The organism is Pseudomonas sp. 4CAES_32.4 (assembly GCF_058136335.1).
On record NZ_CM176882.1, the window covers coordinates 5364318 to 5381507 of the forward strand.

Sequence of the window (17190 nt, forward strand, 5' to 3'; positions counted from 1 at the left end):
GGAGCTGGCTTGCCAGCGATGAGGCCTTCAAAAGCACCGCACATCTGTCATGAACGCCACTTGTCTGCGACATGATGTCGTTTCATATGCCATCCAAAAGCGGTTGGGTTAGAATGCCCCCCTTTTCTGCCCCCGATCCTTGAGGACCGCCATGTTCAGCCGTGATTTGACTATTGCCAAGTACGACGCCGACCTTTTTGCCGCCATGGAGCAAGAAGCTCAGCGCCAGGAAGAACACATTGAGCTGATCGCTTCGGAAAACTACACCAGCCCAGCGGTGATGGAAGCTCAAGGCTCGGTCCTGACCAACAAGTACGCTGAAGGCTACCCAGGCAAGCGTTACTACGGTGGCTGCGAGTACGTCGACATTGTTGAGCAACTGGCCATCGACCGCGCCAAAGAACTGTTCGGCGCCGATTACGCCAACGTTCAGCCGCACGCAGGTTCGCAAGCCAACGCTGCTGTTTACCTGGCCCTGCTGCAAGGCGGCGACACCATTCTGGGCATGAGCCTGGCCCACGGCGGTCACCTGACCCACGGCGCCAGCGTTTCCTCCTCCGGCAAGCTGTACAACGCCGTGCAGTATGGCATCGACGCCAATGGCCTGATCGACTACGACGAAGTCGAGCGCCTGGCCGTTGAGCACAAGCCGAAAATGATCGTGGCCGGTTTCTCTGCCTACTCGCAGATCCTCGACTTCCCACGCTTCCGCGCCATCGCGGACAAAGTCGGTGCTTACCTGTTCGTCGACATGGCTCACGTGGCCGGTCTGGTCGCCGCTGGCGTCTACCCGAACCCGGTGCCTTTCGCTGACGTCGTGACCACCACCACGCACAAGACCCTGCGCGGTCCACGTGGCGGCCTGATCCTGGCGCGCGCCAACGCCGACATCGAGAAGAAGCTGAACTCCGCAGTATTCCCGGGCGCCCAGGGTGGCCCACTGGAGCACGTGATCGCTGCTAAAGCGATCTGCTTCAAGGAAGCGCTGCAGCCTGAGTTCAAGGCTTACCAGGAACAAGTGGTGCTGAACGCCCAGGCCATGGCCGAAGTGTTCATCGAGCGCGGTTTCGACGTGGTTTCCGGCGGTACTAAAAACCACCTGTTCCTGCTGTCGCTGATCAAGCAGGACATCTCCGGTAAAGACGCTGACGCTGCTCTGGGCAAAGCCTTCATCACCGTGAACAAGAACTCCGTGCCAAACGATCCACGCTCGCCGTTCGTCACCTCCGGCCTGCGCTTCGGTACTCCGGCTGTGACCACTCGCGGCTTCAAGCAAGCCGAGTGCAAAGAGCTGGCCGGCTGGATCTGCGACATCCTGGCTGACCTGAACAACGAAGCGGTGATCGACGCCGTTCGTGAGAAAGTCAAAGCCATCTGCAAGAAACTGCCGGTATACGGCGCTTAATTGCGACGTTAAACCCGCAGCATGAAAAACCGGCCAAGTGATTGGCCGGTTTTTTTTCGCCCGCAATTATTTTCAAACACCTGAACCGCTCAAGAATGGGACTTGCCGCACAACTGGTCAGACCGGTCATGCCAATTCGTCATTTTTCACTTGCGATCATGGAAAATCAGCGCCTAGACTGCGCCTGCACTGGACATACCGGTAAGACCACAATAATTAAGTCCTGAATCTGATGCGCTCAGCGCACGGCAGTCAGGACACCGACCAGGATTCCTCCCATGCTCAGATGGTGCTCGCGTTCAATCTTCCTCCAAGTGGTTCTCGGACTGGTGCTCGGCATCGTCTGCGGGCTGACCCTCCCTGAATACTCGGCCCAGCTCAAACCGCTCGGCGACGGTTTCATCAAACTGATCAAGATGCTCATCGGCCTCATCGTGTTCTGCGTGGTGGTCAGCGGCATCAGCGGCGCCGGCGACCTGAAGAAGGTCGGGCGCATCGGCCTCAAGTCGGTCATCTACTTCGAAGTGCTGACCACCATCGCCCTGGTGATTGGCCTGGTCTTCGCCTTCAGCACCGGAATCGGCAGCGGCGCGAATATCCATCTGGAGCAACTGTCTGCAGCCGACATGGGCGATCTCGCCGAACGCAGCCAGCACATGCACACCACCACGCAGTTCCTCATGGACCTGATCCCGACATCGGTGATCGGCGCCTTCGCCGACAACAACATCCTGCAAGTGCTGCTGTTCTCGGTGCTGTTCGGCAGCGCGTTGAATCTGGTCGGCGAAGCGGCGTCCGGAATCTCGCGCCTGATCAACGAACTGAGCCATGTGATCTTCCGCATCATGGGCATGATCGTGCGTCTGGCGCCGATCGGCGTGTTCGGCGCCATCGCCTTCACCACCAGCAAATATGGCCTCGACTCCCTGCAACACCTGGGCAGTCTGGTCGGTTTGTTCTACCTGACCTGCATGGCCTTCGTCAGCGTGATTCTCGGCGTCGTGGTGCGTGCCTCGGGCCTGCGCCTGTGGCCGCTGCTCAAGTACCTGCGTGAAGAACTGCTGATCGTCATGGGCACGGCATCGTCCGACGCCGTGTTGCCACAGATCATGCGCAAACTCGAGCACCTGGGCATCGGCAGCTCGACCGTCGGGCTGGTGATTCCGACCGGGTACTCGTTCAACCTCGACGGGTTCTCGATCTACCTGACCCTGGCCATCGTCTTCATCGCCAACGCCACCGGCACGCCGCTGGCCATGACTGATTTGCTGACGATTCTGCTGGTCTCGCTGATTACCTCCAAAGGTGCCCACGGTATCCCCGGTTCGGCACTGGTGATTCTCGCAGCCACGCTGACCGCGATTCCGGCAATCCCGGTGGTCGGTCTGGTGCTGGTGCTGGCGGTGGACTGGTTCATGGGCATTGGCCGGGCGCTGACCAATCTGATCGGCAACTGCGTTGCCACCGTAGCCATCGCTCGTTGGGAAAAGGACATCGACGTGCAGCGGGCGAACAAGGTCCTCAACGGCGAACAGGGCTATACCTTTCAGCCGCGAAAAAACGTCGCCCAAGCGGCGGCCAAAGAATTTTGATTGAGCGCCGTGCCTGTCGATTGGCAGGCACGGTTCATGGAGCCAACACGTGATAAGCACATCAACCGTCGTCAATTCAGTGGTAGAAAAACTGCGGGCCGCTTTGGCCCGTGGTCAGTGGCGCTCCGGCGACATGCTGCCGGGTCAGCGCGAACTGGCCGAACAACTGGGCATCAGCCGCCCGAGCCTGCGTGAGGCGGTGATCGTCCTGGAAACCCTCGGCCTGGTGCGTTCGATGCCGGGCAAAGGCGTGGTGGTGCTCGATGCGCACATCGGCGACAGCCAGAACCACGACAGCGCAGTCGCCGGGGCCAGCCTCGAGGACGTCCTGCAACTGCGCTACACCCTTGAGCCGTTCATCGTTGGTCTGGTCGCGCAATCGATCAGCAGCAAGGAAGTCGGCCAGTTGCGCCTGACCCTGATGGACATGCGCGAAGCCCTTGAGGCCGGCGACAGTGAAGCCGGCGTCAGCGCCTACATCGCCTTTCATGAAGAGCTGTTCACCCTGACTTCGAACCCGATTTTCCAGAGCGTGGTGCAGCAAACCAGCGACGCCCTCAAGCAAAGTGCCGAGGTGCTGCGCAATTCGCCGGAGCATTTGGCTGAGCGGCTGGAAGAAAACGAAGCCGTGGTGCGCGCGATCCGCAGCAAGAACAGCGCCCAGGCCAGCGCGGAAATGCGCCGGCACATTCTGCGCGAAGGTCAGCGCATGGGCATCGAGCTGAACATTCCGGATGACAACTTGAGTCGTTGATCCCTTATAGGAGACAGGCCATGAACAGTTTCGCTTCACCTTCGCACGCCCCGCCGAGCGCCGCGCCCCTGCCCTTCTCCCGTCTGCGGGCGCCGACGGAGGATCTCTATCCGCGCTTGTTCGATGCGATTCTCGAACAGCGCATTGATGCGAACAGCCGTTTTACCGAAGACAGCCTGAAAGAGATGTTCGGCGTCAGTCGTGCAGATGTGCGGCGGGTGCTGACGCAGTTGTCCCATGAACACGTCGTTGTCCTGCGCGCCAATCATCGGCCGCGTGTAGCGGCACCGGATCGCGAGCAGACGCAGCAGGCGTTGCATGCGCGGCGCCTGACCGAAAATACCTTGGTGCGACTGGCCTGCCAGCGTCCGCAAGCCGAAGGTTTGAAACGCTTGCGCGGGTTGATCGAACGCGAACGTCAGGCCGTTGAGCAGGATCGACGGGGCGCGGCGATTCGTTTGTCCGGGGAGTTTCATCTGACGTTGGCGCAAATGGCGGGGAATGCACCGTTGGCGCATTTTCTTGGCAGCCTGGTGCCTTTGACTTCATTGGCGATTGCGCGTTGCGGGGGTTCTACGCACAGCTGTTGCGCGTGGCAGGAACACGTGGCGCTGGTTGAGGCAGTGGAGCGAGGCGATGCATCCAAGGCCGGCATGCTGATGAATCAGCATTTGGATCATCTTGAGCAGACATTGCTGGGTTCAGACCTTGAGCAATGCAGTGTGGGTTAGATTGCTATCGCCAGCAGGGCTGGCTCCCACAGGGGATTCGCGTCGAAAACAAGTCCACTGTGGGAGCTAGCCCTGCTGGCGATAGGTCCTTCCATCACACCGAAGAACCCTCAGGCAGAAGCCACCCTCGCAAACCCCGCCCGGATCTTCTCTTCCGGCAAATCATCAGCAATAAACACAATCACACTTTCCCGCGCCTCGCCCTCGGCCCATTCAGTGTCCCAGTCGAAACCATAGAGTTTCAACACGCCCTGAAACACCAGCCGCCGATCCTCACCGGCAATGTTCAGCACGCCTTTGTAACGCAGCAATTGCTTGCCGTGCTCTTCAAGCAGTTCATTCATGAACTCACTGAGCTGATCGATATCCAGCGGCTGATCGGTGCGCAGCACCAGACTGGAAATGCGGTCGATCGACGGCGCCTTGCTCACCGGGCGCAGGCTCAAGCCGCCGCCAAGATCGGCGTTGAGATTGAAGCCGCGCACATCCAGCAATTCAGCCAGATCGATATTGCCGTGCTCAACCACACGAACCGGCGCGCGCCGGTTGATCCGCGTCAGGCGTTCGCTCAGCGCGTTGAACGTGGCTTCGTCGACCAGATCAGTCTTGCTCACCAGCAAGCGGTCGGCGAAACCGATCTGCGCCTGGGCGATGGTCTGGGTCAGGTGTACATCCGCGTGCGCGGCATCGACCAAGGTGATGATGCCGTCGAGCAGGTAGCGCTCGCGCAATTCTTCATCGATGAAAAAGGTCTGCGCGACTGGCGCGGGATCGGCCAGACCGGTGCATTCAATCACCAAGCGGTCGAAGGCGATTTCGCCACTGTCCAGGCGCTCAAGCAACAGGTACAGCGCTTTGGTCAGGTCGGTGTGAATGGTGCAGCAGACGCAGCCGTTGGCCAGGGTCATGACTTGCACGGGTTCGTCGCCGAGCAACTGAGTGTCGATGCCGGCGTCGCTGAATTCGTTTTCGATCACGGCGATTTTCAGACCGTGCTCGGCTTTCAAAATGTGGCGCAGCAACGTGGTCTTGCCGGCGCCGAGGAAACCGCTGAGCACCGTGACCGGGATGGGAGAGGACAAACGCTTTCTCCTTCACAAAATGAATGAACAACACAAAAACAAATGTGGGAGCGAGCCTGCTCGCGAAAGCGGTGTGCCAGTCAAATCATTCATCAACTGACACTCCTTATTCGCGAGCAGGGCTCGCTCCCACAGGGGATTACCTCAACCTCTGCGCCGTCAGCTCAACAGCACTTCGGCCCACCCTTGCCACCGTAACGGGCTTCCTGACGTTCGCGGAAGAACATCTCGTAGCTCATCACCGGTTTGTCCGGGTGCTTGGTTTGCATATGCTCGACGTAGGTGTCGTAGTCGGGCATGCCGACCATCAGGCGCGCGGCCTGACCGAGGTATTTACCGAGGCGACTCAGGTCATTGAACATGGTGCAATCCTCTGGTTACGCGTCCGGCAGGGCCTGGAATGGCGATTCTTTATCCGTGCGCTCTTTTTTGCCCCAGGCGGCGATGCCGACCTTGAGCGCATAGAACAGGATGCTGAAGACCACGAACAGGAACAGCGCGGTGAGCGTTGCGTTGGTGTAGGCGTTGAAGATCACGTGCTGCATCTGATCGATGCTCTTCGCCGGGGCCAGAATCTGACCGTTGGCCAGCGCATCGCTGTACTTCTTGGCCAGCGACAGGAAGCCGATCGCCGGGTTGGCATCGAACAGTTTGATGAAGCCTGCAGTCGTGGTGCAGATCAGCAGCCAAGTGGCTGGCAGCAGGGTGACCCAAATGTAGCGCTGACGCTTCATTTTGATCAGAACCACGGTGCCGAGCATCAGCGCGATACCGGCCAGCATCTGGTTGGAGATACCGAACAGTGGCCACAAGGTGTTGATGCCGCCCAGTGGATCGATCACGCCTTGGTACAGCAACCAGCCCCACATCGCCACACAACCGGCGGTGGCGATCAGGTTGGCGGTCCACGATTCGGTACGTTTCAGCGCCGGCACGAAGGAGCCGAGCAGATCCTGCAGCATGAAACGTCCGGCACGAGTACCGGCGTCGACAGCCGTCAGGATGAACAGCGCTTCGAACAGGATCGCGAAGTGGTACCAGAACGCCATGGTGTTTTCACCCGGCAGGACACTGTGCAGGATCTGCGCGATACCGACGGCCAGGGTCGGCGCGCCACCGGCACGGGCCAGGATGGTGGTTTCACCGATGTCATGCGCCACGGCTTGCAGCGCTTCCGGCGTGATCGCAAAACCCCAGCTGGAAACCACTTGCGCAACCGAAGCGACATCACTGCCGACCACAGCGGCCGGGCTGTTCATGGCGAAGTACACGCCAGGCTCGATCACCGAAGCGGCAACCATGGCCATGATCGCTACGAACGACTCCATCAGCATGCCGCCGTAGCCGATGTAACGGGCGTTGGTTTCGTTATCCAGCAGCTTCGGCGTGGTGCCCGAAGAAATCAGCGCGTGGAAACCCGATACCGCACCGCATGCGATAGTGATGAACAGGAACGGGAACAGACCGCCCTTCCACACCGGGCCGGTGCCGTCGACGAACTGGGTCAGCGCGGGCATTTTCAGCTCGGGCATGGTCACCAGAATGCCAATCGCCAGAGCGATGATGGTGCCGATCTTGAGGAACGTGGAGAGGTAGTCACGCGGCGCCAGAATCAGCCACACCGGCAGCGAAGCCGCGACGAAACCGTAACCGACCAGCATCCAGGTTATCTGCACGCCAGTGAAGGTGAACGCCTTGGCCCACACCGGATCAGCGGCAATCTGCCCACCCAGCCAGATCGAACCGAGCAGCAGCAACACGCCGACCACAGAGATTTCGCCGATGCGGCCCGGGCGGATGTAGCGCATGTAGATGCCCATGAACATCGCGATCGGGATGGTCGCCATCACCGTGAAGATGCCCCACGGGCTTTCGGCCAGCGCTTTCACCACGATCAGCGCCAGCACCGCGAGGATGATGATCATGATCAGGAAGCAGCCGAACAGTGCAATGGTGCCGGGAATGCGGCCCATTTCTTCACGCACCATGTCGCCCAGGGAACGGCCGTTGCGCCGGGTCGACATGAACAGAACCATGAAGTCCTGCACCGCGCCCGCCAGCACCACCCCGGCAATCAGCCACAGCGTGCCGGGCAGATAGCCCATCTGCGCGGCCAATACCGGGCCGACCAGAGGTCCGGCGCCAGCAATCGCTGCGAAGTGGTGACCGAAAAGAATGTGTTTGTTGGTCGGCACATAGTCCAGACCGTCGTTGTTGAGCACGGCGGGGGTGGCCCGACGCGGGTCAAGTTGCATCACATTGTTGGCGATGAACAGACTGTAGTAACGGTACGCAACCAGATAAATGGCCACAGCAGCGACCACGATCCACAAGGCGTTGATCGCCTCGCCGCGGCGCAATGCCACTACGCCCAAGGCGCACGCTCCTACGATTGCCAGCACTAGCCAGGGTAAGTGGCGTAGCAGGCTATTATTATTTTTCATTTTATTATTCCAGCCAGGGTGGACAAGAAAGACAGCCACCCCGAGTTTAGCGCTTACGGCGCCAAAGGCCATACCCCGACGTTGGTCTGAGTGGCCCGTCCCCGCTGGCACGCTTGAACATTGCGGGTCTATAGTCAGCGAACCTTTGGAGGATTGCGCCATGAGCGAGCACCCAGCCAACCGTCGTCGCTTCAAACGTATTGCGTTCGATGCCAGAACCGAGCTGAGTCAGGGCGAATACATCTGGCCGGTCAAACTGATCGACCTGTCACTCAAAGGGCTGTTGATCGAACGGCCGGAGCCGTGGTTGGGCGATGCGCAGAAGGATTTTTTCGTCGACATCCATCTGAGCGATGACCTTGATATCGAGATGGGTGTGCAACTGGCCCACGAAGAGAACGGCCAGTTGGGGTTTGTCTGCCGGCACATCAGCCTGGAATCGATCCAGCGCTTGCGGCGATTGATCGAGCTGAATCTGGCCGATCCGCAGGAGCTTGAGCGCGAGCTCGGCGCGCTGATCGAAATCTAGTATCCACAATTGAACCCTGTGGGAGCTGGCTTGCCAGCGATAGCAATTTCAGATTCGACGAACATGTCGCCGGTCAGAACGCAATCGCTGGCAAGCCAGCTCCCACACGTTATGCGGTGGGTTCAAGTTATTCGAAAAGTGCGTCGAGAGCCTGTTCGAGGCGGGTCACGGCGATGATCTGCAAACCCGGCGGGGATTCCTTCGGTGCATTGCCCTTCGGCACGATCGCCCGCTTGAAGCCATGCTTGGCTGCTTCCTTCAATCGCTCCTGCCCGCTCGGCACCGGACGTACTTCGCCAGACAAGCCCACTTCACCGAACACCAGCAAATCATGCGGCAACGGTCGATTACGCAAACTCGACATGACTGCGGCCATCAGCGCCAGGTCAGACGCCGTCTCCAACACCTTCACCCCGCCGACCACGTTGAGGAACACGTCCTGATCGTGGGTAGGAATTCCGCCATGGCGATGCAACACCGCCAGCAACATCGCCAAGCGATTCTGATCCAGCCCCAGCGTCACCCGTCGCGGGTTGGCCAAATGGCTGTCATCAACCAGCGCTTGCACTTCCACCAGCATCGGGCGCGTGCCTTCCCACGTCGCCATGACCACACTGCCAGGGACTTCTTCCTGCGCGCGAGTCAGAAAAATCGCCGAAGGGTTGGAGACTTCTTTCAAACCCTTGTCGGTCATGCCGAACACACCCAACTCGTTGACCGCACCGAAGCGGTTCTTCACCGCACGCAGCAGACGCAAACGCCCGTCGGACTCGCCCTCGAAATACAGCACGGTGTCGACCATGTGCTCAAGAACGCGGGGGCCGGCGAGCGCGCCTTCCTTGGTGACATGGCCGACGAGGAAAATTGCCGTGCCGCTCTGCTTGGCGTAACGCACCAGCAGCGCCGCACTCTCGCGCACCTGTGACACGCCGCCGGGCGCCGATTGCAGTTGTTCAGTGAAGATCGTCTGGATCGAGTCGATCACCATCACCTTGGGTTTTTCCTGCCGGGCGGTGGCGATGATGGTTTCGATGCAGGTTTCGGTCATCACCCGCAGTTGATCCTGCGGCAAGCCGAGGCGACGGGCGCGCATGGCCACCTGCTGCTGGGATTCTTCGCCGGTGACGTACAACGCCGGCATGCTCTTGGCCAGATTGCACAAGGTCTGTAACAGAATCGTCGATTTGCCGATGCCAGGATCACCGCCGATCAGCACTACCGAGCCGTCGACCAGACCACCGCCCAGCACGCGATCCAGTTCGCCCGAAGCGGTAGAAAACCGAGGAATCTCTTCGATACTGACTTCGGCGAGCGTCTTGATCTGCGCCTGTTGCCCTGCCCAACCGGTGCGACCGGTGGGTGCCGTGGCGCCGCCGCTTTCAATCATGGTTTCGGTCAGGGTGTTCCACGCGCCGCATTCACCGCACTGGCCTGCCCACTTGGGAAAGGTTGCGCCGCACTCGGTGCAGCCGTACATGCGCTTGGCCTTGGCCATCTGAACCCCCGACAAAACCGAGATGATAACGCAGACACGAGGGAGGGCGTGATGACGTCGTTCCGCCAGTGTATTCCGCTCAACTTCAAACTCTCACACAAAGTGTGTGTATGTATTGAAACAACTGTTAATGACCTGACACAGTTAGGTATTGGGATAAAAACTAAACAAACCTTCGACTTTCCAGAATTGCTGTACAACTTCCCCGACACTTCGTTTCATTTGAAACGATTAGCCTCGGCAATCAACTGCCACCACCGAGTTCAACCACGTACGAAATATTACAAATTGTAAACAGCAGACAATATGCCGCTCAATCCTTTGAACTATATCGTTCGTAATACTTGCAATGAGTGCTCATCTTCAGCTAGCAACTCTCAACATAAAAACTGCAACAAACGTACTGATGCTGTATCTGTCAGTTTCATCACTCGTTAAAAGTCCCTCCTGCATTCCTGAAAATGCCAGCGCGCGCACCATTTATGGCGTCGCTGGGAGCCCGAGTGGCTGCGGCAATGATGGCGTTTTGTAAACTTTCCGGGGTTCTGCCGGTCGATAGCTGGCAAGCCGTGTAAGCAGGTGTGTCGAGCGAATTGCGTCTGGCTGTCTTACACTGCGTTCACCAACCTCATCTGTAACAAGGAATAACCTATGGGCGTGCTAAGTGAGTTCAAGGCCTTCGCGGTCAAAGGCAATGTGGTCGACATGGCCGTCGGTATCATCATCGGTGCCGCTTTCGGCAAAATCGTGTCGTCGTTTGTCGGTGACGTGATCATGCCTCCAATCGGCCTGCTGATCGGGGGGGTGGACTTCAGTGATCTGGCGGTCACGCTCAAGGCTGCAGATGGCGCCACGCCCGCAGTAGTAATGGCTTACGGCAAATTCATTCAGACCGTTCTCGACTTCATCATCGTCGCGTTCGCGATTTTCATGGGTGTCAAAGCCATCAACCGTCTCAAGCGCGAAGAAGCCGTGGCCCCTACGCTGCCGCCGGTTCCAACCAAAGAAGAAGAACTGCTGGGTGAGATTCGTGACTTGCTCAAGGCCCAGAACAACCGGCCTGAATAACCCTCCACAGAAAACGGCACCTGCACGGTGCCGTTTTTTTTACCAGTAATTTTCCACCGCCACCTGACCAGGCCTGCGTGTCAGGCTCAGGCTCATATGCCGCTGTTTCAACAGGGCACGGGTGTCATCAATCATTTGCGGATTGCCGCAGAGCATGACCCGTGAATGTTCCGCACCAAGGGTCACACCGGCGGCCTGCTCCAGCTCACCGCTGTCGATCAGTGTGGTAATGCGCCCACTCAAGGCGCCCGCGTGTTGCTCGCGAGTAACGGTGGGGATGAAGCGCAGTTTATGGGCGTGCTCTGCCAGATAATCGCGCTGCGCCAGCCCCTCGATCAACGGCAGATAAGCCAGTTCCCGCGCCTCTCGTACGCTGTAGACGAGGATGATCCGCTCAAATCTTTCCCACACTTCGAAGTCCTGCAGGATCGACAAAAATGGCGCCACACCGGTCCCCGTCGAGAGCAGCCACAAGTCACGCCCGTCCACAAACCGGTCGAGTGTCAGATACCCGAATGCCTGACGTTCCACCAGCAGCGTATCCCCCGGCTCAAGCCGGCTCAGCTCGCTGGTGAATTCGCCTCCCGGCACCACGATGGAAAAGAACTCGAGGAACTCGTCGAACGGCGACGACACCATGGAATAGGCTCGCCACACCTGGCTGCCATCCGCCTTGGTAACGCCCAGTCGGGCAAATTGCCCAGCGCGAAACCTGAAGCCAGGGTCGCGTGTAGTTCGCATCGTAAACAGGCTGGGCGTCAGCGACTGCACATCGAGCAATGTCTGGCGGGTGAATTTCTCTGTGTTGTCTGTCATGGGCGACTCCGTTTCAAAACGCTGCCAGTGTCGCGTAAAGGTGTCGTTTTAAACACCACCATTTAGTAATGACATTCCTTGAGTACCTTGCCTGTCAGTACACGGTGTATCACTTATGATTCTAGAGTAAACAATCGAAATCTCTACATGACATGCGCCATATAAAACACCTAACTATCTAATAACCTTTTATTCAAGAAAGTTCCGACACAAGAGCGAAAAAATTCAGAGCAAACGTAGGAATCCTCCTACACTCCGTTTCGTGCAGTTGGATCCAACGCATCCAACAACAACACCCTGGAGCAATTGCAATGGAAATGTGGAAGGAATCGCAGTTGAAACAACTCACCTTCGCGAGGGAAATTGATACTGCCTATCCAATCTTGCTTCGCTTTGCCGAGAACATCGGTTTTAATTTTTGCTCGGTCACCGTCACCGCCTCGGATCGGGAGACGCGCTTCAAACCGCTGCAAATGAACAACTACTCGAGAGACTGGAACCTGCAATACGAACAGCAATTCGAAAGAACCGATCCGATCATCTCGCATTGCAGTCATTCGATGCAGCCGGTGGTCTGGAGCGAAGCCGCCTACTCCAAGTCCCCCAAACTGTGGCAGGCGCTGCAGCAACAGGGTATTCAACATGGCTGGTCGCAATCCTTCCACCATGAAGAAAGTGGCCTTTGCAGCATTATCAGCCTGGCCAGGAAGCACTGCCCGATCAGTCCGTTCGAGCTTTATGAGCATTTTGGCTACATGTTCTACGCCACCAGCCACCTGAGCGAGCTGTTCGCGCGCAGCCTGCCCAATCGCTCCCTCAAACCTCGACAACCGCACCTGTCGACTCGGGAACTGGAAGTGCTGCAGCTGTCTGCCGGCGGCAAGACGGCTTACGAAATCTCGAAAATCCTCAGCCTCAGCGAACGCACTGTGAATTACCACGTGCAAAACGTGATCGAGAAACTGAACGTCTGCAACAAGATTTCTGCCGTCATCGCCGCCGCCCGGGCCGGCATTATTTGAACCGCATCTGCGACCGTCAGCAGAAAACATGCGGGTGTTAACAGAGAAAAAAACGTACCATTTGTGGCCCACGTGAGTGATGACGCGAACCTATGGCGTCGCAGTGCACTCGGTCGGTTCCGCCGCACATCGCCAGGGCAGCGGGATACCCGTTGATAACCTGAGTCCCCGCCCCATGCCTTTGCTCGATACGCCCTTCGCCCAGCTTGATTTGATCCGCCAGCCCGAACAGCAGAATGAACCGCTGCAGGCATTCGATGCGGCTGACGAATACCTGCTCAATCATCTTGCCGCGCAACAGCCTGCGCCGAGCACTCGGGTGTTGGTGCTCAATGACAGTTTCGGCGCGCTGGCTGCCAGTCTTCTGGGCAAGGTCGAAGTGAGCAGCAGTGGCGATTCATTTCTTGGCTTTCAGGGCCTGGAGAAGAATTTGTTGCGCAATGGTCAGGTGTTCGACGCCATTCGCCCGATTCCTGCCAGTGAGCCGTTGCTCGGGCCATTTGATCGCGTGTTGATTCGCGTACCAAAAACCCTGGCGCTGCTGGAGGAGCAACTGATTCGTCTGCAAGGGCAACTGGCCCCCGGTGCTGAAGTGATCGCGGCGGCGATGGTCAAACACCTGCCGCGTGCCGCCGGCGATTTGCTGGAGCGTTACATCGGCCCGGTTCAAGCCTCGCTGGCGGTCAAAAAGGCCCGCCTGCTGATCGCGACGCCAGAGCCGAAAGCCCCCGGGATTTCGCCTTACCCGACGCGTTATCGTCTCGACGAGCCAGCGATCGAACTGCTCAACCACGCTAACGTTTTCTGCCGCGAAGGCCTCGACATCGGCACTCGCGCGTTTCTGCCGCATCTGCCGAAAAACCTCGGCAGCGCACGGGTCGCCGATTTGGGCTGCGGCAATGGCGTATTGGCGATTGCCAGTGCCCTGCACAACCCTGACGCGCAGTACACGCTGGTCGACGAATCGTTCATGGCCGTGCAATCAGCCGAGGAAAACTGGCGCGCAGCGCTGGGCGATCGCGAAGTGATCGTGCGCGCCGGCGACGGTCTGGCCGGTCAGGAGCCGCAATCGCTGGATGTGGTGCTGTGCAATCCGCCGTTCCATCAGCAGCAGGTGGTCGGTGATTTCCTCGCCTGGCGCATGTTCCAGCAAGCGCGTGAAGCGCTGGTGGTCGGCGGTGCTTTGTACATCGTCGGTAACCGTCACTTGGGTTATCACAGCAAACTGGCGCGGCTGTTCCGTGGCGTCGAGCAAGTGGCGGCGACGCCGAAGTTCGTCATTCTCAAAGCGCGCAAGTAATTCGCAAGGCAAAAAAAACCCTCCATTCGGAGGGTTTCAAATCCGTGCCCGAAGGCGCCGGGACGGAATCTTCAATGGGTGGTCAGGCCTGCGGCGTTCATGAACATGCGCATCAGGCTGGCGGCGATGAACAGCACGCCAACACTGCCGACCCAGATCAAGGCCAACCAGCCGAGCCGCTGCCACAGCGGTTTTTTTTCGGCCTCTTCAATGTCGTGCAGGGAATGTTTGCCGGTCATTGTTGCGATCCTCCGTCAGATCGATGGCGCCACTACCGACGCCATCGCGGGCAAGCCCGCTCCCACAGGTTTAGTGATAGCCGTCTTCATGGGTCACCTTGCCGCGGAACACGTAGTAGCTCCAGAAGGTGTAACCCAGGATGAACGGGATGATGAACAGCGTTCCCACCAGCATGAAGCCCTGACTTTGCGGCGGCGCGGCGGCGTCCCAGATCGAGATCGACGGCGGCACGATGTTCGGCCACAAGCTGATGCCCAGACCGCTGTAGCCTAGGAAGATCAACACCAGGGTCAGCAGGAACGGCATGTAGTTGGCGTTGCGCGCCACCGCACGGATCAAACCGTACATTGTCACCAGCACCAGAATCGGCACGGGCATGAACCAGAACAGGTTCGGCATGCTGAACCAGCGGGTCGCAATGTCCGGGTGCGCCAGTGGCGTCCACAAGCTGACGATACCGATGACCGCCAGCAAGACGAACGCCAGTGGCCGAGCCAGATTATGCATTTGCTCTTGCAGCTTGCCTTCGGTCTTCATGATCAGCCAGGTGCAACCGAGCAAGGCGTACGCCACCACCAGCGCAGCGCCGCAGAACAGCGTGAATGGCGTCAGCCAGTCCAGTGAGCCGCCGGCATATTGCCGATTGACCACCGGCAAACCGTCGATGAACGCCCCCAGCGCCACGCCCTGAAAGAACGTTGCCGCCACCGAGCCACCGATAAAGGCCTTGTCCCACAGGTGACGCTTGTCGTCCTTGGCCTTGAAGCGGAACTCGAACGCCACGCCACGGAAAATCAAACCGATCAGCATGAAAATCAGCGGCAGGTACAGCGCCGAGAGCACCACCGAATAGGCCAGCGGAAACGCGCCGAACAACGCCGCGCCGCCGAGTACCAGCCAGGTTTCGTTGCCGTCCCAGACCGGGGCCACGGTGTTCATCATTACGTCACGGTCGACTTTGCCGGGGATGAACGGGAAGAGAATCCCGATGCCCAGATCGAAGCCGTCCATGACCACGTACATCATGATGCCGAAGATGATGATCACGGCCCAGATCAGCGGAAGATCAATACCCATGAGTCAAATCTCCTTGGTCACGCGAAGGTCGTCGTCGCCGTGATCGGCATCGGCCGAATCGTCGGCAGCGGACAACGGACGGGCCGGTGTACGTTTCTTGCCAGGACCACCGTCCGGCGTTTCCGCGCCCTCGCTGATCTTCGGTCCCTTGCGCACCAGACGCATCATGTAGCCGAGACCTGCGCCGAACAGCGCGAAATACACCACCACAAACATGATCAGCGTGATGCTCATCTGCATGAAACTGTGGTTGGAGGACGCATCCGCCGTGCGCATCAAACCGTAGACCACCCATGGCTGACGGCCGATTTCAGTGGTGAACCAGCCCGCCAGAATCGCGATCAGACCCGACGGCCCCATCCACAGCGCCAGATACAGGAACGGGCGCGAGGTATAGAGCGTGTCGCGTTTACGCAGCCACAGGCTCCACAAACCGGTGAAGATCATCAGGAAGCCAAGGCCGACCATGACCCGGAACGACCAGAACACGATGGTCGAATTCGGCCGGTCTTCTGGCGGGAATTCCTTGAGCGCCGGCACCTGCTTGTCCAGCGAGTGAGTCAGGATCAGGCTGCCGAGGTACGGGATCTCCACGGCAAACTTGGTCCTCTCTTCTTTCATGTCCGGCCAGCCGAACAGGATCAGCGGCGTGGCTTCGTCACCTTTGTTTTCCCAGTGACCTTCGATCGCGGCAATTTTCGCCGGTTGGTGTTCAAGGGTATTGAGGCCATGGAAATCGCCGATGACCGCTTGAATCGGGGCAACGATCAGCGCCATCCACATGGCCATCGAGAGCATGGTGCGGATCGCCGGGTTGTCCTTGCCGCGCAGCAAATGCCAGGCCGCCGAGGAACCGACGAAGAACGCCGTGGCAACGAATGCCGCCGTGGCCATGTGCATCAGGCGGTACGGGAACGAAGGGTTGAAGATGATCGCCAGCCAGTCGGTCGGAATCACTTGGCCGTTGACGATCTCGAAGCCCTGCGGAGTCTGCATCCAGCTGTTGGAGGCGAGAATCCAGAACGTTGAAATCAACGTACCGATGGCCACCATCACCGTCGAGAAGAAGTGCAGCCCGCGCCCGACCTTGTTCCAGCCGAACAGCATCACACCGAGGAAACCGGCCTCGAGGAAGAATGCCGTGAGCACTTCATAAGTCAGCAACGGCCCGGTGACGGCGCCGGCGAAGTCCGAAAAGCGGCTCCAGTTGGTGCCGAACTGATAGGCCATGACCAACCCGGAGACCACGCCCATGCCGAAGTTGACGGCAAAGATCTTCGACCAGAAATGGTAGAGGTCACGGTAGGTGTCGTTGTGGGTTTTCAGCCACAGGCCTTCAAGCACCGCAAGGTAACTCGCCAGACCGATGGTGATGGCCGGGAACAGGATGTGGAACGAGATGGTGAACGCGAACTGAATTCGGGCGAGATCTAGTGCCTCTAAACCGAACATATGGCTTCCTCTGTCAGGTAGTACCGGCTGCGGACCCGGAGGCCTGCACCCACTGCCCCCACGGATATGGAGTGCGGCGAATTCTGATTCGTTCTTTTTAAACAACCATCGCAACGCAGGGAGTCTGGCCAACTGGCCACCGGATCAATTCCTTTTGGGTCTTGATCTGGATCAAGCAACGTT

Annotated in this window: 16 protein-coding genes; 8 read left to right on the forward strand and 8 right to left on the reverse strand. The window is 58.7% G+C overall.

Annotated elements, in window-relative coordinates; all coding sequences use genetic code 11:
* Positions 1–151 precede the first annotated feature (151 nt).
* The 4 genes from glyA to AC3Y64_RS24160 all read left to right on the forward strand — a co-directional run bounded on the left by glyA (position 152) and on the right by AC3Y64_RS24160 (position 4482).
* The gene (glyA, locus tag AC3Y64_RS24145) at positions 152–1405 is read left to right on the forward strand and encodes a serine hydroxymethyltransferase (protein ID WP_007909785.1); all 1254 of its coding nucleotides are present in this window, start codon (positions 152–154) and stop codon (positions 1403–1405) included.
* A gap of 278 nt (positions 1406–1683) precedes the next feature.
* On the forward strand, positions 1684–2997 hold the full coding sequence (locus AC3Y64_RS24150; RefSeq protein WP_489985489.1) for a C4-dicarboxylate transporter DctA: 1314 nt from the start codon (positions 1684–1686) through the stop codon (positions 2995–2997).
* Between the two features lie 49 nt (positions 2998–3046).
* Complete coding sequence (locus AC3Y64_RS24155; protein ID WP_489985490.1) at positions 3047–3751, forward strand: FadR/GntR family transcriptional regulator; 705 nt, start codon at positions 3047–3049, stop codon at positions 3749–3751.
* A 20-nt stretch (positions 3752–3771) separates the two neighbouring features.
* Positions 3772–4482 carry a GntR family transcriptional regulator gene (locus AC3Y64_RS24160; RefSeq protein WP_489985491.1) on the forward strand — a complete coding sequence of 237 codons (711 nt, stop codon included), beginning with the start codon at positions 3772–3774 and terminating at the stop codon, positions 4480–4482.
* A 110-nt stretch (positions 4483–4592) separates the two neighbouring features.
* On the opposite strand, the gene yjiA is transcribed toward AC3Y64_RS24160, so the two are convergent.
* The 3 genes from yjiA to AC3Y64_RS24175 all read right to left on the reverse strand — a co-directional run bounded on the left by yjiA (position 4593) and on the right by AC3Y64_RS24175 (position 8008).
* A complete protein-coding gene (gene yjiA, locus AC3Y64_RS24165; RefSeq protein ID WP_150775718.1) occupies positions 4593–5564 on the reverse strand; it encodes a GTPase in 972 nt (323 codons plus the stop codon).
* Positions 5565–5728: 164 nt separating this feature from the next.
* A complete protein-coding gene (locus tag AC3Y64_RS24170; RefSeq protein WP_003228401.1) occupies positions 5729–5926 on the reverse strand; it encodes a YbdD/YjiX family protein in 198 nt (65 codons plus the stop codon).
* Positions 5927–5941: 15 nt separating this feature from the next.
* Positions 5942–8008 (reverse strand): carbon starvation CstA family protein, encoded by a 2067-nt coding sequence (locus AC3Y64_RS24175; protein WP_158957591.1) that lies wholly within the window; start codon positions 8006–8008, stop codon positions 5942–5944.
* A 160-nt stretch (positions 8009–8168) separates the two neighbouring features.
* Between AC3Y64_RS24175 and AC3Y64_RS24180 the strand changes: the two genes are divergently transcribed.
* Positions 8169–8537, forward strand: coding sequence for a PilZ domain-containing protein (locus AC3Y64_RS24180; protein WP_489985492.1), 369 nt, complete (start codon positions 8169–8171; stop codon positions 8535–8537).
* Positions 8538–8664: 127 nt separating this feature from the next.
* Here AC3Y64_RS24180 and radA read toward each other — a convergent pair whose 3' ends face one another.
* On the reverse strand, positions 8665–10032 hold the full coding sequence (gene radA / locus AC3Y64_RS24185) for a DNA repair protein RadA (protein WP_007909773.1): 1368 nt from the start codon (positions 10030–10032) through the stop codon (positions 8665–8667).
* Between the two features lie 651 nt (positions 10033–10683).
* On the opposite strand from radA, the gene mscL reads away from it, so the two are divergent.
* Positions 10684–11100, forward strand: a complete 417-nt coding sequence (gene mscL / locus AC3Y64_RS24190) for a large-conductance mechanosensitive channel protein MscL (RefSeq protein ID WP_489985493.1) — start codon at positions 10684–10686, stop codon at positions 11098–11100.
* A gap of 39 nt (positions 11101–11139) precedes the next feature.
* Here mscL and AC3Y64_RS24195 read toward each other — a convergent pair whose 3' ends face one another.
* The gene (locus AC3Y64_RS24195) at positions 11140–11916 is read right to left on the reverse strand and encodes a ferredoxin--NADP reductase (protein ID WP_489985494.1); all 777 of its coding nucleotides are present in this window, start codon (positions 11914–11916) and stop codon (positions 11140–11142) included.
* A 311-nt stretch (positions 11917–12227) separates the two neighbouring features.
* Between AC3Y64_RS24195 and AC3Y64_RS24200 the strand changes: the two genes are divergently transcribed.
* A complete protein-coding gene (locus AC3Y64_RS24200) occupies positions 12228–12938 on the forward strand; it encodes an autoinducer binding domain-containing protein (protein ID WP_489985495.1) in 711 nt (236 codons plus the stop codon).
* A 175-nt stretch (positions 12939–13113) separates the two neighbouring features.
* The gene (locus AC3Y64_RS24205; protein ID WP_489985496.1) at positions 13114–14238 is read left to right on the forward strand and encodes a methyltransferase; all 1125 of its coding nucleotides are present in this window, start codon (positions 13114–13116) and stop codon (positions 14236–14238) included.
* Positions 14239–14309: 71 nt separating this feature from the next.
* On the opposite strand, the gene AC3Y64_RS24210 is transcribed toward AC3Y64_RS24205, so the two are convergent.
* The 3 genes from AC3Y64_RS24210 to AC3Y64_RS24220 all read right to left on the reverse strand — a co-directional run bounded on the left by AC3Y64_RS24210 (position 14310) and on the right by AC3Y64_RS24220 (position 17007).
* Positions 14310–14477, reverse strand: a complete 168-nt coding sequence (locus tag AC3Y64_RS24210; protein WP_016773090.1) for a DUF2474 domain-containing protein — start codon at positions 14475–14477, stop codon at positions 14310–14312.
* A gap of 70 nt (positions 14478–14547) precedes the next feature.
* A complete protein-coding gene (gene cydB / locus AC3Y64_RS24215) occupies positions 14548–15555 on the reverse strand; it encodes a cytochrome d ubiquinol oxidase subunit II (protein WP_122592754.1) in 1008 nt (335 codons plus the stop codon).
* Between the two features lie 3 nt (positions 15556–15558).
* On the reverse strand, positions 15559–17007 hold the full coding sequence (locus AC3Y64_RS24220; RefSeq protein ID WP_489985497.1) for a cytochrome ubiquinol oxidase subunit I: 1449 nt from the start codon (positions 17005–17007) through the stop codon (positions 15559–15561).
* Positions 17008–17190: the final 183 nt, after the last annotated feature.

Coding starts and splice junctions, on each gene's coding strand:
- mscL (WP_489985493.1), top strand. CDS start 10,684: ATGGGCGTGCTAAGTGAGTTCAAGGCCTTCGCGGTCAAAGGCAATGTG.
- AC3Y64_RS24180 (WP_489985492.1), top strand. CDS start 8,169: ATGAGCGAGCACCCAGCCAACCGTCGTCGCTTCAAACGTATTGCGTTC.
- radA (WP_007909773.1), bottom strand. CDS start 10,032: ATGGCCAAGGCCAAGCGCATGTACGGCTGCACCGAGTGCGGCGCAACC.
- AC3Y64_RS24175 (WP_158957591.1), bottom strand. CDS start 8,008: ATGAAAAATAATAATAGCCTGCTACGCCACTTACCCTGGCTAGTGCTG.
- AC3Y64_RS24200 (WP_489985495.1), top strand. CDS start 12,228: ATGGAAATGTGGAAGGAATCGCAGTTGAAACAACTCACCTTCGCGAGG.
- AC3Y64_RS24160 (WP_489985491.1), top strand. CDS start 3,772: ATGAACAGTTTCGCTTCACCTTCGCACGCCCCGCCGAGCGCCGCGCCC.
- AC3Y64_RS24150 (WP_489985489.1), top strand. CDS start 1,684: ATGCTCAGATGGTGCTCGCGTTCAATCTTCCTCCAAGTGGTTCTCGGA.
- AC3Y64_RS24220 (WP_489985497.1), bottom strand. CDS start 17,007: ATGTTCGGTTTAGAGGCACTAGATCTCGCCCGAATTCAGTTCGCGTTC.
- AC3Y64_RS24205 (WP_489985496.1), top strand. CDS start 13,114: ATGCCTTTGCTCGATACGCCCTTCGCCCAGCTTGATTTGATCCGCCAG.
- glyA (WP_007909785.1), top strand. CDS start 152: ATGTTCAGCCGTGATTTGACTATTGCCAAGTACGACGCCGACCTTTTT.
- AC3Y64_RS24210 (WP_016773090.1), bottom strand. CDS start 14,477: ATGACCGGCAAACATTCCCTGCACGACATTGAAGAGGCCGAAAAAAAA.
- AC3Y64_RS24195 (WP_489985494.1), bottom strand. CDS start 11,916: ATGACAGACAACACAGAGAAATTCACCCGCCAGACATTGCTCGATGTG.
- AC3Y64_RS24170 (WP_003228401.1), bottom strand. CDS start 5,926: ATGTTCAATGACCTGAGTCGCCTCGGTAAATACCTCGGTCAGGCCGCG.
- cydB (WP_122592754.1), bottom strand. CDS start 15,555: ATGGGTATTGATCTTCCGCTGATCTGGGCCGTGATCATCATCTTCGGC.